The organism is Clostridium sp. UBA6640 (genome assembly GCF_002455975.1).
In the GTDB taxonomy this organism is placed as follows: domain Bacteria; phylum Bacillota; class Clostridia; order Clostridiales; family Clostridiaceae; genus Clostridium_J.
The window spans coordinates 1-11,922 of sequence record NZ_DKLM01000075.1 but is presented as its reverse complement, the minus strand read 5'-3'; the positions used below and the strand labels follow the sequence as shown (position 1 = coordinate 11,922).

Sequence of the window (11,922 nt, the reverse complement as noted above, 5' to 3'; positions counted from 1 at the left end):
TAATTCTTCATTCATAGAAAAGAACTTTTGTTATGGAAATTAACATGCATAAGTTAAATTTTCATTAGGGAACCCCCTATAAAGCATTTATATAATAATGTCATAGTTTTTTAACTTGTTTAATTTTATTATTTATTATAATGTATTGGATATAATTTATTTTATTGAATTCATGTTTTTCATAAATAAATTTATATGATATATAATTACAACATAATAATATGCAAATAGAAGAAGGTGAGAGCATGATATTAAAGGATATATTGATAGGAATAGAGTACTTATTAATTCAAGGAACTTTAGACATATCTATAAATAAATTGAAATATGACTCTAGAGAGATAACTTCTAATGACGTATTTATATGTATAAGCGGAACATTAGATGATGGTAATAAATACATAGATGATGCTGTATTAAAAGGAGCAACTGTTATAATAACCAATAAAAACATTAAAATTGCTCATAATGTTACAGTAATTAAAGTGGATGATACAAGAGAAGCCCTTGCTATTATGTCATCTAATTACTATGGTAATCCTAAAAATAATATTAAGATAATAGGAATAACAGGTACTAATGGGAAAACTACAACTAGTTATATGATAAGAAATATCTTTAAAAATGCAGGATTCAAAACAGCATTAATAGGTACTATATGTAATTATATAGGTGATAAAAAAATTGAAACAGATAAAACAACACCTGAGTCTTTAGAACTTCATAAACTTTTAAGAGAAATGGTAGACAATAATATTACCCACTGTATTATGGAAATCTCCTCTCACTCTTTAGCTTTAAAGAGAGCCTACGGGATCACTTTTGAATATGGAGTATTTACTAATATAACTCATGACCATTTAGATTTTCATGGAGATTTTTATAATTACTACCAATCTAAAAAAATCCTATTTATAAATTCTAAGAATTCAATTATAAATATAGATGATGAGTACGGCAAATCACTTTTAGTTGAATTTAAAAATCATTACACTTACTCATTCGAAAATAACAGTTCACTAAGTGCTAAAATATTATATTCTTCCTTAGAAGGTTCCTCATTTTATCTTAATTATAAAGAAAGCTCTTTACCTATTAATTTAAAGATAGCAGGATTATATAATATTCATAATGCTTTAGCTGCTTCTATGGTAGGAATCTTAGAAGGTGTAAGTTTGGATTTAATAAAAGTCTCTCTTGAAAATCTTCCTACAATTGAAGGTAGATTTCAATATGTATGTGAGGAATATCCTATTGATTACAAAATAATAATAGATTTTGCCCATTCCCCTGATGCTATAGAAAAAATATTAAATACAGTAAAACCTTATATTAATGGAAGAATAATAACTGTGTTTGGTTGTGTAGGCAATGGCGATAAAGATAAACGCCCTATTATGGGACAAATTGCTACTAATTTAAGTGATCACGTTATAATTACTACAGATAATCCTAAAAATGAAGATCCAGAAGAAATTATAAATGACATTAAAAGTGGTATATCTTCTGATAATTATTCTATAGAAATACATAGACCTGCTGCAATTAAAAAGGCACTTTCAATTGCTAAAAAGAATGATATTGTTCTAATTGCTGGTCGTGGTCATGAAAGTTCTATGAAAATTAAAGATAGAACACTATATTTTACAGATGAAGAGGTTGCAATAGACTTTCTAGAAAAAAGAATATAAATAATTTATATAAAAAAATTATTAAGACTACTTAATTGCAATTAAGTAGTCTTTTATACTCTTATTTCCTTACATAAATCTATAATTAACAATTACAGCTCTTAAACTAGCTATATAATTCCTAATATCCTTCTACTACAATAGCTTCTCCTTTTGATAAACTCTCTTTTACATCCACTATTCTTTGATTTGATGATCCTCTATACTTTAAATTATCATCCTTTTTACTAATATCAAATTTTCCATCTACAAGGACATCAATGTTTTCAATTAATTCTCTCAATTCTACTTTTTTGTCACTATTTTTTAAAATTTCTTCAAATGTATATCCTGTATAACACCATATATCTTTATTTAATTTCTTAATTTCTTTAGCTATTTGTGAAAAAGCTTCTGCCTGTTCTACAGGATCTCCTCCACTAAAGGTAACTCCTTTAATTAATGGATTTTTCTTTATATCATTAATAATATTATCAATATTAAAAGCTTCACCATCATTAAAACTATGAGTATGAGTATTAAAACAACCTTTACAATTATGCATACATCCTTGAGCAAATAAAACTCGTCTCATACCTGGTCCATTAGTTAAACTTTCATGTATTATTCCTGCTAATTTTACTGTTTTATTCATTATTTAATCACCTATATACCTATAATTTTTTTTCCAAATTATTAATATAATCCATCAAACTATATTAATATTATTTTATCATAAATATACGAGAAAAATTCGTGACTAAATTTATTTCTGGCTCCTTTTATATAATTTCTTTTTCTTCATATTCACCTTGAGATATATAATAAAGTCCGTAAAAGTATCTTTTTAACTGTAGTAACTCATAGAAATTTCCCTGTTCAACTATTTCTCCATTTTTCATTACTATTATTNNATTTCATCATATTCTTTTAATATGTCCCCCCAAAGCCTGTGAGTTACAACAACTGAAGTTATATCTTTCATAGTTACAAGAGTTTTTTCTATAGCATAAGCTGTTTCATTGTCTAAGGAAGAAGTAGCTTCATCTAATAGCATTATCGGTGTATTCTTAATAACCGCTCTTGCAATTGATATTCTCTGCCTTTCACCGCCAGATAACAGGTTACCATTCTCTCCAAGCTCACTATTAAATCCATCTTTTAATCTAAGTAATAATGGATTTAATCCTGATATCTCAATAGCTCTATTTATCTGACTATCACTATAACTTCCAAATAGTGTTATATTTTCTTTAAGATTAGCGTCAAATATGAATACATTTTGCTGAATTATTCCTTCCAATTTATAAAGATTTTCACTACTTATATTTTTTAGTTCTATCCCATCTACTAGTATATTTCCACTGTAGTTTTCATAGTACTTCAATAATAGTTTTAATATAGTAGACTTTCCTCCACCACTAGCCCCTACTATTGCGTATTTTTTGCCTTTTTTAAAACATAGATTGATACTATTTAGTACTTTTCTTTCTTTATCGTAACTAAAGCTAATATTATCAAACGCTATTTCCTTATTAAACTGAGTTTTCTCTATTAATAATTTATCTTCTCCTGTATCTTCACTAAGTTTTTCAATCTTAGCTGAAATATCCTTTAAGGATTTAATTTTATTTATATATTGTATACTCATCATAATTGGTTGAGTTACATTATTTGATAATTGAACACAAGCAAACATTGTCCCTATGGTAATTTTTCCTTTTATACATAAATAAGAGCCAATTCCAAATACCGCTGTAAATATTCCATAAGCCATAAAAATTGCTATTCCTCCTGCCAGTGTTTCAAAAATATTAAACTTATTTTTTTTACTTTCCACATCATTATTGCATTTGTTATACTCTTCTATCATTCTCTTCTCAACATTAAAACTTTTTATCACATCAAATCCTAGAAGTATATCTTTAACCTTTGAAATAAACACTCCTTGACTATTAGAATACTCACTTCTGTATTTATTTAATTTTTCCCCAAATATTTGTGGTAATAAAAAACTTAAAATTCCTAATAAAAAAACTGATATGGTTATTTCTATGCTTAAAGTTACCATACCTACTACTGCTAATATAAATCCAAAGATTACTCGTATAATTTCAAATATATTAGTAAAATAATCATTTTCTATTAAAGACACATCATTGGATAATAGAGAAATATATTTCCCACTATTATCACCATTAAAATCTTTTATATCTTTTTTAAGAATATTAGAAAATATGTCCATCTTTAAGAATATCATAGTCTTTTTAATATAATGATGCTGTACATTCTTTCCTATAATACTTATTGAAGAATTTAGAATAAAATATCCTGCCATTACTAAAACAATAGTTTTATAACCTTCTATATCTCCTGCCTGTGCCACATCTGTAATATACTTAAAGATAAAAGCTATACAAACATCAATTGCCCTCACCAAAATTGCCATAATAGCAGTAATAACAAACAAGCCCTTATACCGGAATAAATATTTTCTCATAAAAACTCCCCCTTTTTAGATATTAATCTAATATACACTTAGATAGTTATCATGGTAATATTATACTAATTTAATTAGGTATTTGTCTATATGTTTATTAGATGTTTATCTAATATAATATTAACTTCCACGTAAAAAAATAATCATGATGACAGTTACATTTCATCATGATTATTTTTAATTTAAATTTCTATTCTAATCCAATTTGAATTGATTATTAAGATATTTGATTGTGCTTTTTAAGGTTTCTTTATTTAATTTATAATATACTTTTCCCTCTTGTTTATCCATTAGTACTATTTCAGCTAAGAATAATTGAGACATATGATGAGAAACTGTAGCAGTTGTAAGTTTTAATTTTTCAGCAATTTCCATTCCATACATTTCTCTTTCCATTAGTAATTTTATAATATTAAATTTGCTTTTATCAGAAATCACTTTTAAGATCAAATTATATTTGTCATATTCATCATTGTCTTTTAATCTTTTTAAAACAGAGTCTTCATATTTAAAACCTATTCCCAAAAAAATAGTTTTTTCATCTACCATATTATAATTAATAGAACAAAATCCTATGTATAATGGATATATATATATTTTTTCAAACTGTTTATATGGAATTACTTTAGATAGATTATTTAAATATTCTATACCTTCGCCTTCTATTTTTTCTTTTAAATACTTATTAAATTTTTCTCTAATTTTATCTAAATTTTTATAGTACTTTTCAAATATGGGTCTATATAATTTTAAAAAATTGCAAAGCTCTAAAGCATATTTCTTAGGTTCATCTATAAATAAAAATAAATTCCACTTTTCTTCTGGAGTATAGGATAAATTTTTAATATATTCTATAATATCACGTTTATTTGAGCAAATTTCTTTATACTTTTCATTTACTAAATTAGAGTTACCTATGATTGAATATAAAATAGACTTAATTAAATTTTTTATTAACTCTTCGTCTTCCTTTTTTTCTATATCCATTAATACTTGATTAAAATTATCTATTCTATGTTCTTCATAACCTAAAGTTGCCCCTCCTATGCTCACAAGCTGAGTACCATTATTATAATCATGAAAAAAGAATCTTAGCTTTTCTCTATCTAATCCCGTCCACTTACCTACATTTTCTATAAATCTAACTATATCCTTATCTAATTCTATTCCATATTCATTAGTAATTTCATGCATTAAATTCATATTTTCTAACATATATAAACTAAAAACTAAATCATTAAATTTCCCTATAGCTTCATCAAATATAATTTTCATATTTTTCCCCTCTATTAAATCTATTAAATTTATTATACAAATTATACATCAAATCTAGAAAGCTAAAAATAAATCTTTGCTTTTAACTCTTAACATATATTTTATTCCTTAACACTAATAATTAAAAGTACCAAGGAAAATCCTTGGTACTTTCAATTATTTATTACCTACATACATTATAAACTTTTTTATGATCTTCTGTATGAGAGATTCTATCTTCTCTCTCATGGTATTTTCCTGGTCCAAATCTTTCATCTAAGCTTAGATATCCTGTTACCCTAGATACACCTTGAATGTTAGTGCTTCCACAAGTTGTACACTCAAACTTTTCACTGTCCAAATAAGTACCACATTCTTTACAATATTTTATATGAAAATTAATTCCCAAATAGCTTATATTGCTATTTTCATATGCATACTTAATTATATCCATTATATTATCACCATTTGGATAATCATCAACTTCTAGGTAACTTATATGACCTGAATTACAAACTTTATGATATGGTGCTTCTATATGAATTTTATCTATTATAGATATTGGGAATCCTACAGGTACGTGATAACTATTTGTATAATATTCCTTATCCGTTACCCCTTCTATTTCTCCAAATATCTTTTTATCTTGTAATATAAACCTTCCACTTAATCCTTCTGCTGGTGTTGCATAACAACCCCAATTTAATCCAGTCTCTTTAGTTAGTTTATCTGTAAAATTCCTTATAAAAGTTATTATTTCAACCCCTAATGCTCTTGAAGCTTCATCTTCTCCATGATGCTTTCCAGTTAGGGATACTAAAGTTTCAGCAAGTCCTATAAAACCTATAGCGAAGGTACCTTGCTTTAATATTGGTTCAATTGAGTCATCTTGTGATAATCCTTCTGATCCTTTTAATAGTCCTTGACCTGCAACAAAAGGTAAATCTTTTATTTTAAGCTTTTTAAGTACATTATATCTATGCATTAATGCTTCACTTGCTTGTTCCAATCTATTTTCTAGTAATGAAAAGAACTTTTTCACATCACTTTTTGCAAGTATCCCAACTCTTGGAAGATTTATTGTAGTTGGTGCTATATTTCCTCTACCTTTCGTCCCTGGCTCTCCATTGCAATTGCTCATTACATAAGTTCTACATCCCATAGTTGCTGGCATTATTCCTTGATCATAATAAACTTTATTAAAATCAGAATCTATGTTCATGAAAGTAGGATTCATTCTCTTACTAGCTACTTCACATGCAAGTTTAAATAGATAGAAATATGGATCATTCTCTTCCCTATTTACACCTTTTTTAACTCTAAATATTATATTAGGAAATATAGGTTGTTCTCCACGACCTAATCCTTTTTCGTATTCCTTTAAGAATATTTCACATATAAGTGCTGCATCTTTGCTTTCAGGTATTCCTATATTCATGGAAGAAAACGGCACTTGACTACCTGCTCTAGAATGCATTGTATTCAAGTTATAGACAACTCCTTGCATGGATTGCTCTATTATTCTTCTTAACTTTTTTTCTACTGCTTCTTCTAATATATCTTCTGGTATTCCTAATTCTTTTAATTCCGTTCTTATTTCTTCTCTTGTTGGTTCTACAAAAGCAGCTAAGTCATTATCAAAATCTGCATGGGATTGTCCTCCAAACATATCGTTTTGAGTAGACTGAAGTAATATACAAGAAAGTTCTGCTGCCGAATCTATACGCTTAGCCTTTCTTAAATAACCATATCCAGTGTTAAAACCTCTTTCTAAAATTTCTTTAGTAGGGATATGCAAGCAGTTTATAGTTAAATTATAACTATCTAAATCGTGGTAGTATAAATCTCCATTTTCATGGGCTTTTGATAGGTGCTTAGGCATAGTAGATAAGTTATACCATTTATTAGATTCACTAGCTATTCTAAGTAGCTTAGAACTAAAATTGTTTCCAACATTAGCATTATCTCTATCAGTTTCTACTCCTATTTGCTCTATAGCTTTCATCAAATCAGACTTTATTTCTCTAATCCTAGTTCTTTCTTTTCTATAATTTCCATAAGCAACACCTATAGGATTATGACCATTTTCAAGTAAAGTACTCTGTACTATATTTTGGACTTCTTCTACTGTTAATTCTTCTACATTTAAATTCTCTATTCTTTTTATTATCTTTTGAGTTAACTCTATTTTTTCACTTTCTAATAAATTATAAGATATTTCATCTGCTGATCCTTTAATAGCATTTGTTATCTTAACAGAGTTAAATTCAACCCTTCTACCATCTCGTTTAACAACATATAGCATAAATTACCCTCCTAAAACACAACATATTGCACTCGGATAATTATACTCTACTAAAAAAATTATATCAATTTATAAAAATATCTATGAAAATGGACTATGGTTTATTAATTACATTTAACTTGTAATTGTTCCTTTTTTCATGTTAACATTATAATTGACATAAATATTTATTTAAAATATCTACTAATCTAAAGTATAAAACTTTCTAAAAATGCTCAAGCTATATCTATAGTTAAAATTTAACGTTAATTATAACCATATTAAGCTTAAACTTTGGTAAATATGGTAAAAATCATAACAATTGAAATTTTTTATTCAGGAGGAATTTAAATGAAAACAGGCACAGTTAAATGGTTTAACGGCGAAAAAGGATTTGGTTTTCTATCAGTTGAAGGTGAGGAAGATGTATTTATTCATTTCTCTTCAATTCAAGGAGAAGGATACAAAACTTTAGAAGAAGGTGACAAAGTACAATTTGAAGTTGTAGACGGTTCTAGAGGACCTCAAGCAGCTAACGTTGTTAAGTTATAATCTAGCTTATATAATTAAATATTTTTATTTCTTTATAAATAGCTACACCCTTCATATTGTTATGAAGGGTGTTTATAACTTAAGTAATATTCAAGAACTAGTTAGTCAGTATACTAAACTATTTCTTTTTCTTTATTAAATTTTTTATTCTTATACATCTTTTTATCTGCATTACAAATTATATTCTTAAAATCATATTTTTCTCCCCCAACTATTTCAAAGATTCCGTAACTAAAATCTAAAATATAGTCTTGCTCTCTATGATTTTTGCACATCTCTCTTAAATTTTCCATAATTTCAATTGCCTCATCTTCTCTACACCTATCTAATAATATTAAAAATTCATCTCCGCCTAGCCTACCATATAAATTAGTGCTATTAATATGAGATTTTAATGCTTGAGAAAATCTTATCAATAATTCATCACCTATAGTATGTCCATAGTTATCATTGACATATTTAAAATTGTTAATATCTATGAAAACTATAGCGCTTGTGTAGTTTTTATTATAAAATTCGTTAAGATAATATTCTATTATCTGCTCTAAATAACCCCTGCTATAAAGACAAGTCAAACTATCATAGGTTGCTTTTTCCCTTAACTTTCCTTGAATGAAATGACTTCTAACTGCTAATCTAAATTCATTCAATATATACTTTACTGTTCGTATATCTTCACTCGAAAAGGCCTCTTCTATAACAGTACTATCTAAATTTAATATTGCAGTTAAAACTCCATCTAAATATATAGGCGCACTTAAAGTATTGTGTATATTTAAAGATTCTGTTGAAATAAACATATGCTTTTTTGAAGGATCCATGTAAACTTCATTAAATTTTTTAGGATTTTTTATTATTGCAATATCCTTAAAATTATTTATTTGATGAAGATATATTTCCTCTTTTTTTAATATTATTTTTTTTAAATCATCGGAATATCCATAAAGAGATATAAATTTAAATCCATTTCCTTCTTCTGTTATTTTAAGTAAGCTACCTTTAGATGCCTTAGGCACCAGTTTTATAGCCGTATTTAATATTAGGTCATAGACTTCTTTTTCATTTTTAAGTGAAATTATCTTTTCACTTACAGCATATAAAACTTCTTTTCTTTTTTCTCTTTCTCTTGAACTTTTTTTATATCTATATATTATACACCCCTCCATAACACATAATAATATCAGTCCCCAAATCAATGTTACTAGTAAATTATTTGTCAACATATTAACCCCACTTTTTAACATATATGTTTATTCTTAATTATACAGAATAATTGTGAATATTTGCTATAAAAAAGAGAAAAATAATATATAAATATAAATTTAGAAAACTAATTCTAAATTTATATCTATACAAAACTTTCGAAAATCTTCTCAATATATATTCAAATTAATTTTATTTATTAGTCTAATATAAAATTTATAATACAGTTGAAAGGATGATTTAATGTTTGGCAAAGTAATAGATATGAATAGTGCAGATGCATTTGTAGAACTTACAGATGGTATAACCATAAATGTCGCTGTAAGTAAACTTCCTAATCATATAAAGGTTGGTGATAAAGTCGCTATATCTTTTTCTAATTCTTCAACTATGTTAAATAATAAAATAGCAGATTTCTTATAATTTTTATTGTGTTTTCTTTAGTTACATAATATAATGAACTTGTAATAAAAATCTAATAAATTGCTAGGGGTGCCTTATGGCTGAGAGATGATCAATTCATTAACCCTTGTACCTGAACTGGATAATGCCAGCGTAGGAAAGCGTCTATATTAAAATAGAAATTAATATACCTTATGCCTATATTGGCATAAGGTTTTTTATATATTTAGCATTTTATAATATGTAGTTATTAGATTTATATTTTTTTAATGTACATTTTTAAAGTAGCTTTATTTTTAATATATGAAGGCATCTTAAATTTATCATTTTCTTTTGGATGCCTAAAGTAAATGGGGGGATGTTTAACTATGTTAAATGCATTACAAGAAAACTTATCAAAAATTTTAAGTAATAGTACTACAATCTTTACATTAATAGGCGTTCTAATAATAATTATTGCTTTTACAAGAATTAAAAAAATTAAATTTTCTACATCTATGATAACTCAAATTGGTGTAGCCTTAGGTGTGTCTTTAGCACTTAGCCTTATAAAGCCTTTTAATGCGCCATATGGTGGAAGTGTTACTTTGGGAAGTATGATTCCAATCATAATCATTTCTTATATTTATGGTCCTGTGGTAGGGGTTTTAACTGGATTTTTAAGAGGAGTATTAGATTTTATAATTGGTCCAGCTCAAATACTTCATCCTGTACAGATATTATTTGATTATGCACTACCATTTATGGCAATAGGTCTTTCAGGCTTAATTAAGAGTAATAAATTATGGGGGACAGTTTTCGGTACCTCGCTAAGATTTGTGTTCCACTTTATTTCCGGCTTTATATTTTGGGCCACATATGCACCAGAAGGTATGTCTCCTTTAGTATATTCATTCTTATACAATATCTCATATGTATTCTTTGATGGATTAATCTGTGTATTAATATTAACAGTTCTTCCTCTTGAAAGACTACAAAGAGAACTTAAAAGAGCTTAAAAAGAGCCTAGGGAACTCCCTAGGCTCTTTAATTTAAAAATTTTCTGGTTTCTTTTCGTATATTTGTATTTTCCATTCACCTTTTTCATATTCATTAACTGCATAATAGTTAGTTTCACGCTCACCAGCATGTCCCTTAAAGGTAATTATTGCTTTGTATTTTGTAAGAGTATACCCTTCAGTATTTATATTCACTACTGTACCAAAATCTTCCGTATTACCATCTTTCACCAAGGATACATCAGACAGTTTATTAAGCCTTTGCTCAAAGTTCAATAAATCAGTAGACAAAATAAATTTTGACATCTCTAAATCTGAATTCATATTAATTCCCATTTTAGGATTATCTTCTTTGCTCTTTTTATACATGTCTACTGCCTCATATATTGTATCATAATAAATTTTTTGAAAATCTATAGGTTTTCTTATATTCCAGAAATTTTTAATTATATCATTATCAAGTCGTTTTGATACTATATAGCTTTTATCATCATTATAAAAATTTGCACCATCATTTTTGTCTAATCCAGCAATATAATTGAATTTATGAATCTCATTAGGTCCTTCATGAATTTCAAAAATATAATCTGCTTCTAGTGGACTTTTTGTATCAACTTCTTTAGCACTTGATAGAATTTTATATATTTCTTGTGCTACCCCAACATCAGTAACAGTAAATTTATAACTGTTATCTCTTGTGCTTTGAATAGTAATTCTAGTTGCTTTTTTTTCTTTCATAAATTCAAAAGCATTGTTATTACTCTTTAGTACACTACAACCAGTAAATATAACTACATTTACTAGAAATATTAATAATACTGTTACATACTTCTTTAACTTATACACAATTTTCCTCCATGCTATAGAATTAATAAAAGAGAAGCGGATGTTGCTTCTCCTTTACTTTTTATATCTTAAATTATAATACTTATATAATATTAAATCAAATATTAATTGATTTTAAAAGTCTTCATTATATTTTCAAATATTATAGGGATATTTTCTTTATAACTTTTATCTTTTATATAGAAACTTGATTTTATTTTATTTCCATTCAAA

At 26.6% G+C, this 11,922-nt stretch carries 10 protein-coding genes and 1 riboswitch; of the genes, 4 read left to right on the top strand and 6 right to left on the bottom strand.

Features of this window, described 5'->3' with window-relative positions; translation table 11 throughout:
* The first annotated feature begins 245 nt into the window (after positions 1–245).
* A complete protein-coding gene (locus B2W91_RS08280; RefSeq protein WP_291579978.1) occupies positions 246–1,691 on the top strand; it encodes a UDP-N-acetylmuramoyl-L-alanyl-D-glutamate--2,6-diaminopimelate ligase in 1,446 nt (481 codons plus the stop codon).
* A 121-nt stretch (positions 1,692–1,812) separates the two neighbouring features.
* On the opposite strand, the gene nrdG is transcribed toward B2W91_RS08280, so the two are convergent.
* The 4 genes from nrdG to nrdD all read right to left on the bottom strand — a co-directional run bounded on the left by nrdG (position 1,813) and on the right by nrdD (position 7,729).
* Positions 1,813–2,325, bottom strand: a complete 513-nt coding sequence (gene nrdG / locus B2W91_RS08275; RefSeq protein ID WP_291579977.1) for an anaerobic ribonucleoside-triphosphate reductase activating protein — start codon at positions 2,323–2,325, stop codon at positions 1,813–1,815.
* 252 nt (positions 2,326–2,577) lie between these two features.
* Complete coding sequence (locus B2W91_RS08270) at positions 2,578–4,170, bottom strand: ABC transporter ATP-binding protein (RefSeq protein WP_291579976.1); 1,593 nt, start codon at positions 4,168–4,170, stop codon at positions 2,578–2,580.
* Positions 4,171–4,365: 195 nt separating this feature from the next.
* Complete coding sequence (locus tag B2W91_RS08265; protein WP_291579975.1) at positions 4,366–5,445, bottom strand: ArsR/SmtB family transcription factor; 1,080 nt, start codon at positions 5,443–5,445, stop codon at positions 4,366–4,368.
* A gap of 163 nt (positions 5,446–5,608) precedes the next feature.
* Positions 5,609–7,729: an anaerobic ribonucleoside-triphosphate reductase gene (nrdD, locus tag B2W91_RS08260; RefSeq protein ID WP_291579974.1), complete on the bottom strand. Its 2,121-nt coding sequence runs from the start codon at positions 7,727–7,729 to the stop codon at positions 5,609–5,611.
* Between the two features lie 330 nt (positions 7,730–8,059).
* Here nrdD and B2W91_RS08255 point away from each other — a divergent pair, with 330 nt between their 5' ends.
* Positions 8,060–8,260 carry a cold-shock protein gene (locus tag B2W91_RS08255; protein WP_291579972.1) on the top strand — a complete coding sequence of 67 codons (201 nt, stop codon included), beginning with the start codon at positions 8,060–8,062 and terminating at the stop codon, positions 8,258–8,260.
* Between the two features lie 113 nt (positions 8,261–8,373).
* On the opposite strand, the gene B2W91_RS08250 is transcribed toward B2W91_RS08255, so the two are convergent.
* Positions 8,374–9,483, bottom strand: a complete 1,110-nt coding sequence (locus B2W91_RS08250; RefSeq protein WP_291579971.1) for a GGDEF domain-containing protein — start codon at positions 9,481–9,483, stop codon at positions 8,374–8,376.
* A 223-nt stretch (positions 9,484–9,706) separates the two neighbouring features.
* On the opposite strand from B2W91_RS08250, the gene B2W91_RS08245 reads away from it, so the two are divergent.
* Both B2W91_RS08245 and thiT read left to right on the top strand, forming a co-directional pair.
* Entirely contained in the window at positions 9,707–9,886 is a 180-nt protein-coding gene (locus tag B2W91_RS08245) for a hypothetical protein (protein ID WP_291579970.1), read from the top strand.
* Between the two features lie 55 nt (positions 9,887–9,941).
* A riboswitch (TPP riboswitch) is annotated at positions 9,942–10,042 on the top strand.
* 191 nt (positions 10,043–10,233) lie between these two features.
* Positions 10,234–10,863 (top strand): energy-coupled thiamine transporter ThiT, encoded by a 630-nt coding sequence (gene thiT / locus B2W91_RS08240; protein ID WP_291579969.1) that lies wholly within the window; start codon positions 10,234–10,236, stop codon positions 10,861–10,863.
* 33 nt (positions 10,864–10,896) lie between these two features.
* On the opposite strand, the gene B2W91_RS08235 is transcribed toward thiT, so the two are convergent.
* On the bottom strand, positions 10,897–11,709 hold the full coding sequence (locus tag B2W91_RS08235; RefSeq protein WP_291579968.1) for a hypothetical protein: 813 nt from the start codon (positions 11,707–11,709) through the stop codon (positions 10,897–10,899).
* Between the last annotated feature and the right edge of the window lie 213 nt (positions 11,710–11,922).

Excerpts from the sequence above, each read along its gene's own strand:
- B2W91_RS08280 (WP_291579978.1), top strand. The coding sequence starts at position 246 with ATGATATTAAAGGATATATTGATAGGAATAGAGTACTTATTAATTCAA.
- nrdG (WP_291579977.1), bottom strand. The coding sequence starts at position 2,325 with ATGAATAAAACAGTAAAATTAGCAGGAATAATACATGAAAGTTTAACT.
- B2W91_RS08265 (WP_291579975.1), bottom strand. The coding sequence starts at position 5,445 with ATGAAAATTATATTTGATGAAGCTATAGGGAAATTTAATGATTTAGTT.
- nrdD (WP_291579974.1), bottom strand. The coding sequence starts at position 7,729 with ATGCTATATGTTGTTAAACGAGATGGTAGAAGGGTTGAATTTAACTCT.
- B2W91_RS08255 (WP_291579972.1), top strand. The coding sequence starts at position 8,060 with ATGAAAACAGGCACAGTTAAATGGTTTAACGGCGAAAAAGGATTTGGT.
- B2W91_RS08250 (WP_291579971.1), bottom strand. The coding sequence starts at position 9,483 with ATGTTGACAAATAATTTACTAGTAACATTGATTTGGGGACTGATATTA.
- B2W91_RS08245 (WP_291579970.1), top strand. The coding sequence starts at position 9,707 with ATGTTTGGCAAAGTAATAGATATGAATAGTGCAGATGCATTTGTAGAA.
- thiT (WP_291579969.1), top strand. The coding sequence starts at position 10,234 with ATGTTAAATGCATTACAAGAAAACTTATCAAAAATTTTAAGTAATAGT.